This is a genomic window from uncultured Gimesia sp. (assembly GCF_963976445.1).
In the GTDB taxonomy this organism is placed as follows: domain Bacteria; phylum Planctomycetota; class Planctomycetia; order Planctomycetales; family Planctomycetaceae; genus Gimesia.
The window spans coordinates 21194-40596 of record NZ_CAXBKP010000004.1 but is presented as its reverse complement, the minus strand read 5'-3'; the positions used below and the strand labels follow the sequence as shown (position 1 = coordinate 40596).

The 19403-nt window shown below is 48.1% G+C and carries 13 protein-coding genes; 3 read left to right on the top strand and 10 right to left on the bottom strand.

Translation table 11 applies throughout. From position 1 onward, the window contains the following. The first annotated feature begins 88 nt into the window (after positions 1–88). Positions 89–2677, top strand: coding sequence for an ATP-binding protein (locus AAC022_RS06095; protein ID WP_339729028.1), 2589 nt, complete (start codon positions 89–91; stop codon positions 2675–2677). A gap of 27 nt (positions 2678–2704) precedes the next feature. Here AAC022_RS06095 and AAC022_RS06090 read toward each other — a convergent pair whose 3' ends face one another. Together AAC022_RS06090 and AAC022_RS06085 are read right to left on the bottom strand one after the other, a co-directional pair. Next, a complete protein-coding gene (locus AAC022_RS06090) occupies positions 2705–4396 on the bottom strand; it encodes an ATP-binding protein (protein ID WP_339729025.1) in 1692 nt (563 codons plus the stop codon). Between the two features lie 428 nt (positions 4397–4824). After that, a complete protein-coding gene (locus tag AAC022_RS06085) occupies positions 4825–5466 on the bottom strand; it encodes a response regulator (RefSeq protein WP_339729022.1) in 642 nt (213 codons plus the stop codon). 839 nt (positions 5467–6305) lie between these two features. Here AAC022_RS06085 and AAC022_RS06080 point away from each other — a divergent pair. Further along, entirely contained in the window at positions 6306–6905 is a 600-nt protein-coding gene (locus AAC022_RS06080) for a response regulator (protein WP_339729019.1), read from the top strand. 66 nt (positions 6906–6971) lie between these two features. Here AAC022_RS06080 and AAC022_RS06075 read toward each other — a convergent pair whose 3' ends face one another. The 8 genes from AAC022_RS06075 to AAC022_RS06040 form a co-directional block, all read right to left on the bottom strand. Beyond that, positions 6972–8003, bottom strand: a complete 1032-nt coding sequence (locus tag AAC022_RS06075) for a nucleoside hydrolase (protein WP_339729017.1) — start codon at positions 8001–8003, stop codon at positions 6972–6974. Between the two features lie 88 nt (positions 8004–8091). After that, complete coding sequence (locus AAC022_RS06070) at positions 8092–8880, bottom strand: DUF1080 domain-containing protein (RefSeq protein WP_339729014.1); 789 nt, start codon at positions 8878–8880, stop codon at positions 8092–8094. A 72-nt stretch (positions 8881–8952) separates the two neighbouring features. Continuing rightward, positions 8953–10368 carry a hypothetical protein gene (locus tag AAC022_RS06065; protein WP_339729011.1) on the bottom strand — a complete coding sequence of 472 codons (1416 nt, stop codon included), beginning with the start codon at positions 10366–10368 and terminating at the stop codon, positions 8953–8955. Positions 10369–10399: 31 nt separating this feature from the next. Then, a complete protein-coding gene (locus AAC022_RS06060; protein WP_339729008.1) occupies positions 10400–11737 on the bottom strand; it encodes a sulfatase in 1338 nt (445 codons plus the stop codon). Between the two features lie 302 nt (positions 11738–12039). Next, the gene (locus tag AAC022_RS06055; protein WP_339729006.1) at positions 12040–12807 is read right to left on the bottom strand and encodes a 3-hydroxybutyrate dehydrogenase; all 768 of its coding nucleotides are present in this window, start codon (positions 12805–12807) and stop codon (positions 12040–12042) included. Beyond that, positions 12800–13744 (bottom strand): 3-hydroxyacyl-CoA dehydrogenase family protein, encoded by a 945-nt coding sequence (locus AAC022_RS06050; RefSeq protein WP_339729004.1) that lies wholly within the window; start codon positions 13742–13744, stop codon positions 12800–12802. Before AAC022_RS06050 ends, AAC022_RS06055 begins: the two co-directional genes overlap by 8 nt. A 30-nt stretch (positions 13745–13774) precedes the next feature. Further along, on the bottom strand, positions 13775–14974 hold the full coding sequence (locus tag AAC022_RS06045) for an acetyl-CoA C-acetyltransferase (protein WP_339729002.1): 1200 nt from the start codon (positions 14972–14974) through the stop codon (positions 13775–13777). A gap of 5 nt (positions 14975–14979) precedes the next feature. Next, the gene (locus AAC022_RS06040) at positions 14980–17010 is read right to left on the bottom strand and encodes an AMP-binding protein (protein WP_339729000.1); all 2031 of its coding nucleotides are present in this window, start codon (positions 17008–17010) and stop codon (positions 14980–14982) included. Positions 17011–17320: 310 nt separating this feature from the next. Here AAC022_RS06040 and AAC022_RS06035 point away from each other — a divergent pair, with 310 nt between their 5' ends. Then, positions 17321–19393, top strand: coding sequence for a M20/M25/M40 family metallo-hydrolase (locus tag AAC022_RS06035; RefSeq protein WP_339728997.1), 2073 nt, complete (start codon positions 17321–17323; stop codon positions 19391–19393). Positions 19394–19403: the final 10 nt, after the last annotated feature.

The window sequence follows — 19403 nt, the reverse complement described above, 5'->3', positions numbered from 1 at the left end:
GATTTAAATCTGAAGCGATAATCAGGCGAGTGTTTACTATTTCTGGAATGGATCTTCTTTCGATTCCATTGATGAACAGGGACCGTCTATGGCCACAAAGCGAAATCGTTTGCGACTGCTGGAGTTCAGCGGTTTGCTGACTCTGATCGTTTTTCTGACTGATCTACAAGTCTCGTTGAATATCGCGGTCCCCGCTTTTTATGCGGTCGGAATTGTGCTGGTGGCGAGGCAACAACGCATCGGGCCGGTCTTATTCGCTGCCAGTATTTGCTCCTTCCTGACATTCGTACCTGTGATCGCGGAAATTGGCACAAACATTCCGCAGTCTGCCTGGGAAAATCGTTTTATCGCAATCGGCATGATCTGGATCGCGGCGGCAGGCGACCTGATCTATCTGCGACAAGCTCAGTTGAAACAAAATATCCAAAAACAATTGGCTCCCTTTTTTGAAAACAGTTCCCTGGCCGTTTCGATTAAGGATTTCCGCAATCATTCCGTCTGGATCAACCAGCAATTCCGCAAACTGATCGGCCCGGCAGATCAAGTCCCGGGCTTCACCATCGTGAATGCAACACAACCTGCCACCGGGGAACCTATTGTCACAAATCTGGTCAATCACCGGGAAATCAAATGGCATCACAATCCATTGATCGATGATTTGAATCGAACTGTCGGCACACTCTGTCTGGGTATGGATCTGACTGATCAAAAACGATATGAACAAGCATTAAAGACCAGCGTCGAACAAAGAACGGCAGAGCTTACGCAAATTAATAAAAACCTTCGGCAGGAAATTGCAGAACGAAAACGGGCTGAGAAAGAACTCCTGGCTGCATCAAAACGAACTCACGATATCCTGGATAGTCTATTTGTCTTTGTCAGCGTGTATTCAATTGAAGGAATTCTGCTGGAAATCAATCGCGCGCCACTGGATGCCGCGAATATCAAAAAATCGGACGTCATTGGGAAACCGTTCTGGGAGTCTTACAGATGGACCTACTCTGCTGAAGTTCTGTCAAAAATGAGAAACGCAATGAAAGGGGCTGCTGCAGGTCAAACGATTCGCTATGACACCAAAGCCCGTATTTCAGACCAGAAACTCATCGATCTGGATATCACCTTCAGCCCCCTGTATGACGTTAATGGAAATGTGATCCAGATCATTGCATCGGCTGCGGATATCACCAACCGCTTACTCGCTGAAAAATGCGTCGTAAAAAAAACTGCACAGCTGCAAGCCATGCTGGAAGTAAATCCGGATTTCTTCTTTCATTTAAAAGCAGACGGAACCATTCTCGGGTATGAGAGTGGCAAACAGAACAACTTATTTCCGATAGCAGATGATTCACTTCACCGAAATATCAATGAACTGCTTCCACAGTCCGTCGCCCATCAGTTTGATAGAGCGATTCAATGTTTCAGCCATTGCAGAACACCCACATCATTTGAATATTCTTTAAATTTCAATCAAAGGCCCCACTGGTTTCAAGCCCGCCTGCTGCCTTATCAGTCCAAAGAAATCCTGGTCATTATCCAGGACATCAATGAGCGAAAAGTAGCTGAAATTGAAATGAACAACATGCACAACCGCCTGTTTGAAGCACAACGTCTGGCGCATATTGGCAGCTGGGAATGGAATATCCAGGACCAGACCGTGTGGTGGTCGGAAGAAGTCTATTGTATTTTCGGTTTAGACATAACAGAGTTCCAACCCAGTTATGTTTCCTGCATGGAGATGATTCACGAGGATGACCGGGAATTGGTACAGCGTGTGATCACCAATACCCTGCAGAACGATTTACCATTCAACATTGAGCTTCGAATTAAACGTCCCAACGGCGAAGTCCGTCATGTGCTTGCTCAAGCAGCCTTGAAAAAGAGTCTCGAGGGAGAAAAACTGTTGCTGTATGGCACAATTCAGGATCTAACCGAAAAACACGAAACCAGCAATATGGTCCAGGAATACCGGGACGAACTGGCACACGTTTCTCGGCTGGCTGTGATGGGAGAATTAGCAGCGGGACTCTCGCACGAGCTGAATCAACCACTCACGGCAATTGCCAATTACAGCTCTTCCCTGAGGTATCTCCTCGATCAAGGCGGTGATATTTCTGAACTGGTTTCAAAAATAGAAGCCCAGTCGCTCCGCTCCGGCGATATTGTCCGTAGATTAAAAAATCTGGCTGAAAAGCGAAAACAAGAACGGCTGCTGTTTAACATTCACGAAAGTGTTCGAAATGCGCTGCAGTTAATGAATTACCAGATCCGCTTGAATCAGATTCAAGTGGAAGTCAAGAGTGAGAATAAATTCCCAACAGTATTTGCTGATCGAGTACAAATTGAACAGGTGCTTCTGAATCTCGTCAAGAATGCGGTGGAAGCAATGGAAGACACAGCAGTGCCAAGGGTATTGACGATTACCATCGAAACCGGCAACGATTCAGCGACATTAATTTCAGTCGCCGATACCGGAAATGGAATTCCTGAAGAACTCAAGCAACGACTCTTTACGCCTTTCACCACGAATAAGAAAGAGGGGCTCGGCATCGGTTTATCATTGAGCCGATCGCTGATTGACGCCTCCGACGGAAAAATATGGTATCGCCAGAATTCAGATGGCGGAGCCACGTTTCATATCTCCCTGCCGTTTCCCAAGCAGACCAAGAAAGTGGGATGAACACAGGAAAACAAGGTTTTCTGACAGTCAGTTTGAAAACATTGCCGCAGTTTCCGGTAGATAGCAATTCACCATTTCATGCAATACCTCATATTTGATTGGCTTACTCAGATATTCAGTACATCCGGCAGCCAGACATTTCTCTCTGTCTGACACCAGAGCATGAGCAGTGATCGCGATAATGGGAATCTGATTTCCCTGGCTTCTTAACAGTTGCGTCGCTTCATAGCCATTCATGACCGGCATTTGCATATCCATCAGAATCATATCGTACGGGGCATGCTGGTTGGCGACATCATTCATTTGATCAACGGCTTCTTTTCCGTTCAAAGCAGTTACGACTTCCAAACCCATTTTATTCAACATATAGCTAAACAGTTTGCGGATTTCTTTTGTGTCGTCTACGAGGAGCACCTTCCCTTTGTACTCGTCTCGCTCTGTTTTTATTTTCTGCTGATGACGATCTTGTTTGACCGAATTCCCCAAGCTAAACCGGTGCCTCTGCTTATTGTTGAGCGTCGATTGAACTGACTCGCCTACATTCAACGCAACACAAAATACACTTCCCTGATCCAATGTCGATTGAACAGATAAATTGCCCCCCAGCAATTGGACCAGTTTATAACTGAGAGTCAGCCCCAATCCGGTTCCACCATAGTTTCTTGACGTCGAACTATCAGCCTGCGCAAACGGCTCGAAGATATGATTCACCTTCTCTGCCGGAATCCCGACCCCCGTGTCAGCGACTGTAAACTGTAATACTCTGTCATTTTTTGACTGAGAGAAAACGCGGAGCTCGATCTCAATCCGTCCGGACTCGGTAAATTTCACCGCGTTACTTACAAGATTCCAAAGGACCTGCCTCAACCTTACTGGATCTGTCTTGATCAGTTCGGGAACAGAATCCTGACACTGAGTATGAATCGGAAGCCCTTTCTCCGCTGCTTTCAACTGGTAGGCATCAACCACTTCCTGCAAGACCTGCTTAGGACAACAATTGACTTTCTGTATTTCAAAGTCTCCCATCTCGATCTTTGAAATGTCCAGAATGTCGTTAATCACCTGCAACAGGTGCGTGCCATTATTTTGAATAATTTCAATCAATTCAAAATTGTCCGGAGAGCCAGGGTTTTCTTTTAAAATCTCTGCGTACCCCAGAATCGCCGTCATGGGTGTCCGAATCTCATGGCTCATATTTGCCAGAAATTCACTTTTTGCCTGATTGGCGCGTTCGACTACTTTTCGAGCCGCTTTTAGTTCGTAATCTTTACGCTTAAGCTCCCGGCGGGACTGCTTCAACCGCTCCAGGTATTCATTCTGTTTATTCTGGGTCTTCAGTCGCTCGCTGATATCCCTGATGATTCCGATATAGAGTATTTGATTTTGAATGTCGTCTACGCGACTGATTGTCAATTCGCAAGGAAAGCAGGAACCATCCTTTCGTTTCGCAATGATTTGCCGCGTCTGTCCTTCTAAGTTTGCTAAATTAGAACATTCAGCCAAATATTGCTCACAAGAATTCAGATAGGGATCAGATAACAGAAAACATAATTCTTCACCAATCACTTCCTCTGCTTGCCATCCAAAGGCATGTTCAATTGATGCACTCGACATGAGAATGCTGCCCGTCTCATCAATCGCAACTGACACATCTCTACTGAATTTTAAAATCTGCCCTGCTATCTGATTGTCATTTAGTCTGACTCGGTCCGATGTCATTACAGGCCCTTTTTAGTCTACTGAGATCTAAGCTTATACGGCTACACACCACTCCTTATGATTAAACTTCATAGTGAAAAACCCCGTACTGTCCACACTGCAATCTCACCAGTTGTTCATCTAACCGGTCTAGGTCATATCGACTTTTGCTTGATCAATAATACATGGGGAATTCCCCCCATAAACACATCGCCATATCTCTATTTCTGTTCGGGGACGTACTTATCAGCAAGACAAATGCAATGTCATGCATCGACCTGACAACGGAGTCTCATTTAGACTCAAACAGAAATGGGAATGCGAAGAAACGATTCATGTGAGAAAGGACGGAAATTGAAGCGCATTGAAAGAGGCCCGTTCACAGAAAGAAGAATACGAGCTGGCTACCGCGTTCTCAAAGCAGATAGGAGAAACGACAGTACCGTTCGTCAAGAATCGATACCGTTTTTCTTATATCCCGGCATATCCTTGATTTTGTATAATAGATGAACGATATCTGTCGCACTGGAAATTCCTAATTTGCTTAACAGATTTGCTTTATGTTTTTCCATAGTTCGATAGCTGATCGACATGGAACTCGCGATCTGTTTGCCGGAATGACCTTCGGCTATCAGATGAAAGACCTGTTTTTCTCTTCGCGTTAAGCCATCGTACAGTCGAAGATAGTCTCTTCCCTCTTCATTGGATTCGTCTTGATTGGGCTCCAAAAGAGACATGGCGTACTCAATTGCCTGGAGACATTTTTCTCTTCCAAACGGTTTTTCAAGATAATCACAAGCCCCCAATTTGACTGCAGAAACGGCTTTTTCAATATCCCCGTAAGCACTCATCATAATCACAGGCAAATGGAGCTGTTGTTTTTTAAATAGCTGCATCGCTTCAATCCCTGATATTTCAGGCATGATCAAGTCGATCAAAATACAGCCAGGATCCACCACTTCTTTGGATTCTAAAAACGAATGCACACTATCAAATGTTTTAACCGTGTAGCCTGAAGTACTCAACAAAAATGCAATCGAGTCCAGGACATCTGGATCATCATCAATAATGTAAACAACAATAGCGTTCATTCGGCCCCTCAATTAAAGTGCTGACTGGCACAAAACAACTCTGGTTACAGGAACTGTCCTGTAGACCAATACTCGATGTGCTCGATTTTGGATCATTTGTTACGTGTGTATTCATAATAACCATCACTACTGTTATGGCTTATGAATTCATTCAGCTTGAAACAATCGGGAATAAACTGTTTGGAGGGGAAAGCAAACAAACATAAATGCGTATGATGGTTTTTCAGGTTTCAATCTTCAATATTTTCGAACACTTTTCTCAATGATCTACTTTTGGAGAAAGACAGATTTCAAAGGTGTAGGGAAGAAACTCAGATTTTATGATTGACCAGAAAGTCTTAATAGCAACAGTCTCGTCATGCCATTGAAACAAAACAAGAATTTCCGATATAGGCTGTAGCAGTTAGAGGCCGGATACAAACTGAATCTATAAAAAGTGCCATCAATAATTTCTCACCAGTTCAAAAGAAGTGAGCAATCATGCCCATCAGCTATCAATATGAAAACAATTTTCTATTGAACTTCTTCTCCCAGTCTTGCACTGAAAAGTACCTTTTGAATCCGTACTTTGAGAGAGCCCTAAATCGGACATACGAATCTTATAATACACTTCGGACAGCAGTATCCTTATCTTTAACTCTACCACACAAGGCACACCCATGTACCCTGTTTTACCTAAAGCATTCTATATATTCAACAATGAGGCAAATACTCCACGCCTAATTGGGTAATATCCCCCATTTTTATTTCAATTCCAGAGGGCGATAGAAGATAAAGTGAAAGACCCCCAAATCAAATGCAACGTGCGAATGATTTTAAATTCACAGCAGGATAGGATTATGAAAATACTGATTGTCGACGAAATTGGGTTCATACGTCAGAGCCTTACCCAGAAACTGGCCCGCTATGACTTTGCTACAGTCGCTGCAGAAAGTGGGGAAGAGGCTCTTGCCATTTTAAATACAGACTTTTCAGTAGACGCGGTTCTTACCAGTCTCTTTTTGCCTTCAATGAATGCAATCGATCTCTACAAAGCAGCCGCGAAAATTGAACGATTTAATGATGAAGGAGTGATTCCTCCACTTCACTTTTACCTCATGGTGACGCGTGAACATGGCACCTCATCACCCAAAATGAAAGAACTGACAAGGGAAGCACTTGCCGTTGGATTTAGAGATCTACTGGTCAAACCCATCGACATTGATTTGCTAGTCAGTAAATTAGAAAGTTCGAGTTCCAATGGACCTGATGAAGAATTTAAAGAGAGTCACATAGCGAAAAAACAGCTTGTCAACGAACCTGCCATTGATCCAAAAAAGATCACAAATCGAATCGATGGGTTGGTTGTCATGAAAAATAGTCTGCATGCTTTAAAAAAAGAAATGTGTGAATCAATCGATATTCTGTTGGAACAAGTCAGTCAGAATTCCAGCAAATAGCGATCTTCTAATTGATTCCACATGGACTATCAATAAATGAAGTGATTGAAAATAGACATAGAATATTTAGCGTGATCCCAAGTTCAAAGGAGGTTGGCTGACGAAACTCCGTAACGCTTCCCGGACTTGAACGGCCTGCATCGAATTCATAATCAGATATCGATCGCGCCCCTGCTTTGCCGGCACAAAGCTGACAAAACCATCATTGGCCACACTCACTCTCCCTGGTGTTGAAACGTCAAAGTATTTGTCTTGGGGACGGACCGCGTAAAGTACACTTGTCAAATCCCAACTGGGTCGATCATGATTCGGTCCGCTATGCAGGAGATACGATTCCCGGACAATGTGGTGTTTACAATAACCAAAGTCCCGGGCAATACTGTCGCGAGGGTATGTGACTGCGATTCCAATTTCAAAGCCACTCCAGACCACAGGCACATCATCGGGCCACAGCTTCGCAAACCGTTGCATCGACTGAATGCCATTTTTCACATTTGCTTCCAGAAAGTGCTTGTTTCCGTTGATTGGTTCAAAAGCACCTGCCATCACAGAGACAAGCTTGACTTTGCGACGGACAAGTTCCAAACCATTCAACGGACTGAATTCATCTGGCTTTGATTCCACCAGATCTGCCAGGTTTGCAGCAAGTCCAACCTGAATGATTACCACTGATCGATCCGGCTCAGAAGCCAGCGTTTTCCTTAACAACTTCACGGCATCAGGCAGCGTTTTGTTGGATCGCACATCATGCGGATATCGCCACGCTTCCCCCTGTTTTTCATTAATCAGTTTCAGATATCGACTCTCCCGACGCTGTGCATCACGCGTCACGCCGATTGGAATTTCCCCCCGACCGTAAAACGTATTTGTCGCGTCAGTAAATGGTCCCGTCAGTGGATTAATCTTGGAAATCGTCACTGCCAGCAATTCACACTCTCCTCGATCAGCCAGTGTGTGCAACATGGCTAAAGCAAGCACATCATCAACGTCGCCCGAGATATCTGTATCAAAGATGACCTTCACTGGTTCTGCCGCAATAGACAAACTGGTCATCAACAATAGACTCGATAAACCGATGATTAAGCGCTGACACAACATTTCCACAACCATTTCTATCCAGAAAACTCAAACCGAATGATTCAGTCAATTAAACAGTAGCAGACCATTCGCCTCAACAGAAAAGTGATTACTTTGTTTGTTTCTGTTTCTGACGTGCGCGGCCTTCCATAATTCGTTGCAACTTGCGTTGCTCGGCTGCCATGGCGGCATCGGAGACTTCGGCCGGCTTGACAGGGCTTCGATCCAGCTTCTCAGAAACCGGAATCGTTCTCAGCGTCATCCCCCGATACCATACGGGGTCACCGTGATCCTGCAGCGACAAGTAAGCGCCGCGGTCCGCTAGATTGCCACCACGATTCGCCAGTAATTCAACGTTCCAGGCGTAGCGGGGATCAGTGTAATCCAGATCAATCACTTTCTTACCATTCAACCAGTGCTGAATCACCGTACCCTGACAAACAATGCGACCTTCATTCCAATCGCCTACCGGTCGAGTCGCATCATGCGACGGAGGCAGGCAGAAGTAAATTGAAGCAGCACTGGTTCGCGGGTTCTTGCCATCAACATGTTTTTGATTATCGAGAATTTGATACTCATATTGACCAGGGCGATAATAAACGCCGCTGTTGCTGCCCTCCGCCACCTTCCATTTAAATCTCAATTCGAAGTCATCCGGAAGAGGCTGTGATGCATAAACCAGACTTCCCCCTTTTCCGGAGCGTGTAATCACACCTGATTCCACTTTCCAGTTACCGCTATGTTTCCAGCCTTTCAAGTCTTTGCCATTGAACAATGGCTTAAACCCCTGTTTCTGTTTTTCTACTGTCGATTGATTCGGGTCAGAAGCACAACCTGTCTGGCTGGCTTGAAACACGCACAGTGTCACGAACCACATAAGTACGAGCGGCATTCTCATATTCAGTTCCTCTGATCATTCTATTTCTGGTTGATCTTGTTGATGCGATTTCTTGCTCACCGAAAGTCTAATTCAGTCAGCAAGTTGATTTAGCATTCCCAATACCTGATCGTTAATTTTATTCGACGCATCGACTTCCAGATAACTCCAACCAGAGCGCCAGGTTTCATACCCCTGCAAAACATGCTGCTCTGGTGTGGGTAAATAACCGTTATAGCCATTGGCTAACGCAATCACAAAAGTCGGTTTGAGCGGGCTTTTCTGTTTGATTTCCAGACCAATTTCCGCGAAAACTTCACACGGTATCGCGACAATTCCCAATTCACCAATCCGCAATGCCTGTAGTTTCAGGTTCACAGTCTCCGGTCCTGCGTTGATCCGAACCGTTTCCCGTGCATAGACTTCGTTGGTGGTTAACCGTTGCGGATCTTTGGCATCTGCCAGCAACTTCTCGGCATACTTCAGTTCTTCCGGGTTCGGTTTTCGTATCCCCAAATCAATCGAACGTTCCTGCATTTCCAGCGGAACGTCACTGCGATACTTTAGCGATTTGACAGCTTGGAACGTCCGGTCGGCAATCACATTCGCCACTGCAGTAATTCGTTCGAATACCGCCGCGCGCGGCCGGGGCTCTCTGAAATTATAATTATTGATATCGCCGCTGGATCCATTCGACATCATTCCGATGAACGACTCATCTGCACCGAGTCGTTTTTTTATCTGTCGCGCAAATTCACCAAAGTAGTCCGCCGAAAGTTGATTGGGTGGTAAGCCACCAACATAATGCAGTGAATAATTTGCCAACAGCGCCAGCGGTCGGCCATCTGCGTATTGTACTGAGAGAATCGAAATATCAGGGTCAGTTGGCCCAGCCGGTTTGATCAACAGATCGCTTCCCCGGGGAGGGTTCATGCGAACCTTGTCGGTCGTTTTGCCAAAGGGATTTGGGCGAATGCCCCCTTCTTTCACATACCAGCGGCGATTATTCACTTCGGCTGGCTCACGAGCAACAGTCCACGCCACTTGGGCAGGTTCCAGGCGGGCATGCGCCTTGATGATGGACTGGGCAATACTCTCGGTTAGAAACTGCACATATTCCGGACTGGGATGACATTGCGCCAGCGGAACCGCAGTCGGCGCAGTATGCGTGTGAGTGGCTGAAGTCAGCATATGACTAGTGGGAATGCCCGTTTTTTCTGACGCCTGTTGCTTGGCAGCATCAAAGATTTCCCGTGAGATCAAACAGATATCACAGACCACAAAAGCAATCCGAGTGTTTCCACTTTTTAATACCAGTGCTCTGGCATGCAAAGGATCATGGGCCGATGTCGCCTGACGATCCTGGAAACTGCCGATCATCGAAACCGGATACTTCCGCGGATTAATATTCACCTTGGCGGCTCCCGCTTGCAGTCCGTTTTTTGCCTCTTCCGCGGCAAACAGGTTTATGGGAAGCAGTACCAGCAATAATATTGTAAGTCGAAACATCAAATCGTCTCCTGACCAAAATCGGTGTGTTTTATTTTGTGGGTTGGAGTGTCGCCGTCTGAGTCACCTCTTTTTTCCAGTCAGCAAACGCAGCCTGCATCTGCTGCACGCGCTCTGGATTCTTTACAGCGAGGTTGTTTGATTCCGCTAAATCGTCCTGCAAGTTGAATAATTCCACAGGTGCTTTATGATTCTGATTCAGTACCAGTTTCCAGGGTCCCTGGCGAACGGCCGAACGGCCGTTATAGTCCCAGAAAACCGATCGAGGCTTTAATTTCTGCTGCTCTTTCAGTAAGTGAACCAGGCTCACACCATCCAGTTGATGATCGTCAGGCAGAGTAGCTTGTGCCAGTTCTAAGATCGTCGGCATCAGGTCGATACTGATCACAGTTTCTTCACATACACTGCCGGCGGTTATCCGACCGGGCCAGCAGGCAATGGCCGGTACACGATGCCCACCTTCCCAAACGTTCCCTTTAAAGCCACGTAATTTGCCATTGGAGCCTTTTTTATTCGCGCCGTTATCGGACAGGAAAATAATCAACGTGTTGTCCGTTAATTTCAGTTCGTTCAGAACAGCGACCACCTTGCCGATGCCCCGATCCATTTCGGTATTCATTTCACGATACGCGTTTGTGATATCTTGTCGCTTGGCAGAGTTGATATCCCCCACGCCCTCTTTCCGCATCGGTTTATCCTTGGGTCCCTGATAGGGATAGTGCACGGCTTCATGCGCGATATAGACAAAGAAGGGCTGATCTTTCTGTTGCCGAATAAAATCGACTGCATGATCGGTAATTAAGTGCGTCACGTAACCTTGCTCATCGCGATTTAACTCTGCGTCATGCCACCAGTCAAATACACCCGTGCCATCCAGATGCGCGAAATAGTCTACGTTCCCGCTGACATAACCCACGAACCGCTGAAAACCGCGAAATGTGGGATTGTATTGTCGCTGATATCCCAGATGCCATTTTCCAAACATACCCGTGCGGTAACCGGCTGACTGCAAACATTGTGCGAGCGTGATTTCATTCTTCTGCAGCCCGTGATGCCGATTCTTTTTCGGATTGGCGTAGACCACGCCATCAATGCCCGCCCGTTGCTGATAGCGGCCCGTCAGTAAACCGGCTCGAGTGGGACTGCAGACGGTTCCACTGGAATGAAAATCAGTAAACTTCATTCCTTGAGACGCCAGGCGATCTAATTGGGGAGTATCGCAATTCTTACTGCCATAACAACTTAGATCGCCATACCCCAGGTCGTCGGCCATAATCAGCACAATATTCGGCTTGTTAGATTTTTCCTCTGCTACCGCAAGAACGGGAAGAAAAACAAAACAAAACACCGCGATGATCAGAGATTTCATAAGGAGTACCTCAATACCAATGGAATCGTTCAACAGGAAGGCGACAACAAACAGTTTGTTTCATAGAATAGTACAGAAACAGTACGTAACTGTTTTGGTATGCGATTCGTAACTTCGCTCACCTTTATTAGACTTCAGACAGCGACACAAATCAATCGTGCAATCAAAGTGAAGGCCGAGATCAGATGCCATCTGCCATTTTCAGATAGCGCAACAGCAGGCTAGAGTCAACGCTCGCTGTTAGTGTCGCTGAATTTCACTGCATCTACATTTCTCTGCGGCCATTTCAACACTCCGAAATGCTATTGTGCCGTCCATCCACCATCAATCGTCCAGCAGGCTCCCGTAATTGACCTGGCCTGATCAGAGCAGAGATAACGCACCATCGCGGCGACTTCCGCAGGTTCAATCATTTTACCCGTAGCCGAGGCTTTCAGAAATACCTGACTTTCTACCTCTTCCGCGCTGATCCCCAATGTTTGTGCCTGTGACGCAATCTGCTGTTCAACGAGAGGCGTGCGAACATAGGCCGGACAGATGACATTAGCTGTGACCCCAAACGGCCCCCCTTCCAGCGCTGTCGATTTCGTCAGGCCCACCAGTCCATGTTTGGCGGTAATATAGCCGGCTTTGTTGAGCGATGCGACCTGAGAATGAATCGACCCCATATTAATGATGCGCCCCCACTGCTCTTGTTTCATTCCGGGCAACACATATTTTGTGAGCAGAAACGGCGCTGTTAACATCACCTGCAGCATTTTCTCCCAGACGGTTTCCGAAAACTCTTCCAGCGGTGAAATATGCTGAAATCCGGCATTGTTAACCAAAATATCGACAGAACCAAATTCCTGAACCACACGCTCTACAAGTGCCTGGCAACTTTCCTGCCTAGAGAGATCGCTGGGAACATACAACGCGCGTTGAGTTTCAGATGCCAGACTTGACAGATAATCGGGTTCATTCAAATCAGCAATCACGACGTGGCAACCATCGTTGAACAGGGTCTTCGCAATTTCCGCACCGATGCCACTCGCGGCTCCGGTAATCAAGGCCGTTTTGGGATCAGACATCTCTTGACTCCTCGCGCAATACTTGTTGAATCCGAGCCAGTTTCTCGTCTCGCCAGGCTGCCCATTCGCTACGGCTTTTCTGTTTCAGATAAGCCTGCGTGCCAGCAACCGCTTTTTGTTTTGCCGATTCAGGAATCGTCGTCCACGTTTCCATATCGTTCAAATACTCTTCAAATGAAGCGCCGATGGTATCAATAAATTTTTGATAGCCCCCTTCACCGCCTCCCAGCTCATAAATCAGATGTTGCCCCATCATCGCCCAGCGTAAACCGGGGCCCTGACACAGTGCCGCGTCAATGTCTTCCACACTGGCGACCCCCTCATCGAGTAGCGCCAGCGACTCCCGCCAGACTGCCGCCGCCAGACGATTCGCAATGTGACCGGGCACTTCCTTATTCAGAACCACCGGATGTTTGCCGAGCTTGAGGAAAAAGGCTTTGACGGTTTCGACCGTTTCAGCAGCCGTCTGCTCGCCGGGCACCAGTTCAACCAGCGGAATCAGATGCGGCGGATTGAAGGGATGCGCAATCAACGCACGTTCGGGATTCTCCAAAACAGACTGCATCCGCGTCATTAACAGCCCCGAAGAACTACTCGCGAGGATCGCTGTGTCAGGGGCGTGCTGTTCAAATTCACGATAGACGTCTGCCTTGATCGCGTAATCTTCAATCACCGATTCCTGGACATAATCCACATCCGCCAGTAATTCCTGCATCGAACCGACGAGCCGCAGGTTTGCTTCTCCGCGCTGTGCCTCTTCCGGTGCGAGCAACTCCAGACCAGCCAGTCGCTGCAGGTTCGTTCGAGCAATATCTAGTGCCTTTTGTTTCACAGCTTCGTTCACATCATAAATGCGGACGTTTAAACCCTGTGCGGCAAAAAACGAGGCCCAGCTCGCGCCAATCAGTCCTGCGCCCAATATTCCGATTTCCTGCATGCTGCTGTCTCTCTGTTTTATGAATGATGATTATTCTGCCGCTTCAAATAACATCGCGATTCCCATCCCTCCGCCGATACACAGTGAAGCAATCCCCCGCTTAGAGTCTCGCTTCTGCATTTCGTGCAGTAACGTCACCGCGACCCGGGCACCACTGGCGCCCAACGGATGCCCCAGCGCAATCGCACCGCCATTTACATTCACGCGTGATTCATCCCAGTCTAAGACCTTGCCGACTGCGAGCGACTGAGCGGCGAACGCTTCGTTCACTTCTAATAAATCGATGTCTGCTAACGTCAGCTGTTCCGCTTTCAGCAAGTCTTCGATCGCATGCGCCGGCCCCATGCCCATATATTGTGGGTCGAGTCCCACATTCGAAAACGCGCGAATCCAAGCCAGTGGTTTTAAGTTGTGTTCTTCAACAAAACTTTCCTCGGCAATCAACAGAGTCGCAGCACCATCATTGATGCCTGACGAATTGGCAGCAGTCACCGTCCCGTCTGTTTTAAAAGAAGGTCGTAAACAGGAAACCGTTTCCAGACTAGTCTCTTTGCGCGGGAATTCATCAACGGAGATCAATTCCGAATCGCCTTTCCTTCTGGGTACCGAGACACTGACGATCTCGGCTTCAAATTTCCCGGCTTGCATCGCAGCCTGACAGCGCTGCTGACTTTGCACCGCATAGCGATCCTGTTCTTCACGCACTACTTCGTATTTTTCGGCTAGATTCTCCGCAGTGATCCCCATATGACAATCATAGAAGGCATCCCACAATGCATCGTGAATCATCGAATCGACCAGTTGCTGATTCCCCATTTTGAAGCCGGTCCGCGCGCCCTGCAGCAGATAAGGTGCGTTGCTCATGCTTTCCATACCCCCCGCCATCACGACACGGGCCTTGCCACACAAAATCGACTGCATGCCCAAAGCGACCGATTTCAAGCCGGAACCGCAGACCATGTTCACCGTGGTCGCGGGCACATGATAAGGCATCCCAGAATGAACGGCCACCTGCCGCGCCGGATTCATCCCACAGCCGGCAGTAAAGACCTGCCCCAGAAATACCTCATCGACCTGATCCGCGCTCAAGCCGCACCGTTTTAGTGTTTCTTGGGCGACAATCGTGCCCAGCTGCACCGCCGATAGATCTTTGAAAGCACCGTTAAAAGCGCCAATGGGCGTTCTGGCGGCACTCAAGACGGCGACCCGTTTTTGTTTCTGCTGATTCATATTTCTCAACCTTGAAATAAATCTCGTAATTTGCGACGCATTACTTTATTAGAAGCCGTGCGAGGCAGTTGTTCAATCTCGCGCACAGCATGAATTTTAAACAACGGATTGAGCTGGCTACGTATGATCTGCTGCATTTCCTGCTGTAACTGATCTGCGACCCATTTGGTATCGGCCTGCAGCACTACAAATATCACCAGCTGACTCGGGCCGCCACCTGCGGGAGGCACAGCAATCGCAGCGACCTCTCTGACGCCACCAGCCTGCATGAGTAACTCTTCAATCTGTACCGAACTGACTTTGATCCCCCCTAAATTCATCGCATCGTCAATCCGACCCTGTGCCCGGAAATATCCATCGGGCAGTGATTCAATCTGATCGCCGTGCCGCCGAAGTACCTGCCTGTCGGGGCCCGGAGGGATGTCGGCGAAATAGACGTCATGATGATCACGATTGATCAGCCGCGTCGATAAGCCAATCACCGGAGGCACAAAAAAGACTTCCCCGTTCGAGGTTTCCTGACCGGCTTCATTCAACAGCAGCCAGTCAAAGCCAACCGCCGGACAGGCAAACAGACCAGGCACTCCCGGCTTCAGAACCGTCCCTGTAATATAGCCACCACCGGTCTCAGTGCCACCGCAGTATTCAATCACCGGACGATAACCGGCGCGCGACATCAGCCATAACATATCATCGGGATTCGAACACTCGCCCGTCGAGCTGAAGACTTTGATCTGCGACCAGTCCAGCCCCGCCACGCGATCCTGCCCTCTCCAGGTAGAGACAATGCTGGGGACGAGTCCCAACATTGTGACGTTTGCATTTTGAACAAATTCGCAAAACGCACGACTGGTCGGAACCGCATCTGTCACTGCGATCGTGGCGTCATTGATCAACGAGGCATACACAAGCCAGGGTCCCATCATCCAGCCCAGATTGGTCGGCCAGCAAACCACATCACCGGCATGAATATCATGATGCAGATACCCGTCTCCCGCAGATTTGATCGGTGTCGTCTGATCCCAGGGGATTCCTTTGGGGCTGCCCGTTGTGCCTGAGGAAAAGAGAATCGTCGACTCATCATGCGGACTACGGGGCACACACGTTAATTCCTGATTCTCAGAGAGAATTTCAGACCAGAGCCGATCCCCCGATCGTAGCGGAATCTGACAGGTCTCGCCTTCAGGAAGCACGATCGCCGGCAATGGAGTTTGCTCACCCAGCTTGGTGTAAAGGGGAAGTTGCTTGCCGTTTCGGGAAATCACGTCCTGAATAAAAATCAGACGGGGTTCGGTAATTTCAAGCCGCACACGCATTTCTTCGGCCGAAAAACTGTCAGCGATTGTGACCACCACACAACCGGCGGCTATGATACCCAGGAAAATCGCCACTGACTCCGGCGTCATAGGCAGCATCACGGCGACACGTTCTCCGGGTTGAATGCCAGCCTCTTCTAAACCGTTGGCCACCTGCGCGGTGAGTGCTTTCAATTCCTGGTAACTGAGTTGTTGCAACTCGGGCGATCCTTTCTGAAACACAATCGCCGTCTGATCCGCTTTCTCTCGGAAACAACTTTCCACAATATTCAGCTGCGCTCCCGTCAGCCATTCAATCTGTTCGACGCCACCACTCAGATCCATGATCTGCTGCGGCTGTTGTTGAAATGGAATGTTGAGCGAGTCAATCAGTTTCTGTGTAAATGCTTCCCGGTTCTGAACGGACCACGTTTGCAATTCTTCCATGCTATTTAATTTTAAATCGCGCAGCCACTCGGCCAGATGCGAGTGAGTCCGTTCCTGTTCTCCCGGAAACCAGGCCGGCGCGGGAACGCCTTGTTCGATTCGCTGCTGAAATACCCGTTGATACAAGAGTTGATGAACGGGAAACGGCATCTCGGGTAATAACACCAGAGCTGTCAGAGTCTGCCAGGCTTCCTTGTCATGTTGAACGGGAAGCTGTTTGAGCGTATTGGCCAACTGCTGTGCTGCATCTGAAGACAGTCCACATCCCATGAGCATCTCTGAGGGAAGATCCATTGCTTGTCTCATTTTTCAAGCGGAGTTCATATTTGTATCGAAAACGTTAAACTCTAACCGTTCCGGTTTCAATTCGCCAGTTCAGGGTTGATCCTCGTAACATCAACAATAAAAATGAGTTCGGAACCGTGACGATTTTTGATTAATCTTAAGTCACTGACTTCCATTCAGCACGTGAAGTGCGAAAATGGGAGTAGGAAACCTGCTCGCGTGGTATCCTCGCAAGTGAATCTTCCAACACACTTAGATGAGTCCACGTAGTGACAGTAGGCCGGTTTTTCGCGCTAATTCATTCAGGGAAAGAGGATAAATGTCTGTTCTGAAAACCAATCGAACTCCGAATCGTTTTATTGCCGGATTCTGTTTTCTGGGATTAATCGGATTAGCTCTCGGCCCCTTGTTTCAGACTTCCCAAGTCTGGGGTGAGACACCCGCCAAAACGGCAAAAGCCAACGATCAAGCGGGGGTCGACTCCATCAGCGGGCAGCGAATGCTGGAAGCGATCAAGTACCTGGCTTCCGATGAGTTGGAAGGACGCGGCGTTAATACACGTGGCATCAATCTGGCCGCTGATTATGTTGAGAAAGAATTCAAAGCAGCCGGGTTGAACGTACAAGCGGTCAACGACAGTGCCTTTCAGAAATTTACGATTAATACCGGCAGTAAGCTCGGCCCCTCGAATGAACTCCAGCTAACAGGGCCCGACGGCAAAACGATTCCGCTGGTTTATGACAAAGACTTTCGCTCCTGTTCATTTGGAGGTTCCGGGAAGTTTGATGCGGAACTGGTCTTTTGCGGATATGGAATTGACGCAAAAGATGTAAAATACAGCGATTACGCCGGCATCGACGTGAAAGACAAAGTTGTCATTCTCATGCGACGGACTCCTCAACAAGGTGACAAAACCAGCCCCTTTGCAGGTGCGCATGGGATCTCGCGCTATGCCGCGTTGCGTTACAAAGTCAGTACCGCTTTCGGCAAAGGTGCCAAGGCCATTTTATTTGTCAACGATTATTATTCGACCGAAGAAAATAAAAAGGAAGCCAAAGAACTCGAAGAAGACGCGGTGGAAGAACTAATCACAGCCACCGAAATCTGGGAAAAAGCCAAAGAGGACAAACGGGCCGAAGTAGACCGAGAACTGAAAAAATCCTTGCACAGCGTTCAGCAGACACGCAAGCGTTTGAAAGAAGGCAATTTCGATGAGTTGATGAAGTTCGGTTACGCCGGTAGCGGCGACGGACGTTCGATTCCGATCGCGCACATTTCCATCGAGAAATGTAACGAGTTATTTAAAGATGCTGGTAAACCGACACTGCAGGAACTCGAAGGACAAATTGACGCTGACCTGAAACCGGAAAGCTTTGCTCTGCCACAGTGGAAAGCAGAAGGGGAGATTTCTGTTAAGCAGATTCGCACCGAAATCAAAAACGTGATCGGCGTGCTCGAAGGCAAAGGGCCTCATGCAGACGAAACGATTGTGATTGGCGCCCATTATGATCATGTCGGCTATGGTGGCGAAGGTTCTCTCGCCCCCGGTTCTACCGATGTGCACAACGGCGCCGACGATAACGCGTCTGGCACGGTGGCACTCATTGCACTGGCACGTAAACTAGCAGCCCGTAAAACACCGCTCCCGCGACGTCTGGTATTTATCGCATTTACCGGCGAAGAACGCGGACTGATCGGGTCCGCTCATTATGTAAAAAACCCTCTGTTCGATATTAAAAATACGGTCGCCATGCTCAACATGGATATGGTAGGCCGCCTGACCGATGATAAACTGACGGTCTTTGGAACCGGAACAGCACCCCGCTGGAATAAGCTGGTGGAAGAAACCGGCAAAGCGTATGACCTGAAGCTTTCACTCAAGCCAGAAGGTTTCGGACCTAGTGACCATAGTTCCTTTTATGGAAAAGAGATCCCCGTATTACACCTGTTTACGGGAACGCACAGCGATTACCACCGCCCCTCTGACGACTGGGATAAAATCAATATTCCCGGAATGAAGCGGATCATCGGGTTTCTGGAAGAAATCACGATTGCAACGGCCGAAAACCCGAAACGCCCTGAATACGTTAAAATTGAACGTCCTGCCACCACCATGCGGTCAGGCAATCGTCCCTATTTTGGCAGTATTCCTGATTTCGGCGGTGAAGGCCCCGGTTATCACATCTCAGGAGCCTCTCCCGGAAGCCCAGCGGATAAAGCAGGCCTCAAAGCCGGTGATGCCATCATCAAGATGGGTAAGACCAAAATCGGTAGCCTTGATGACTTCGACTTGGCATTAAGAATGTTTTCACCCGGCGAAGAAGTCGATGTCACAGTCATGCGCGATGGAAAACGCGTGAAACTGAACGTCAAACTGGGCAAACCTAAATAAGCCCTTGACC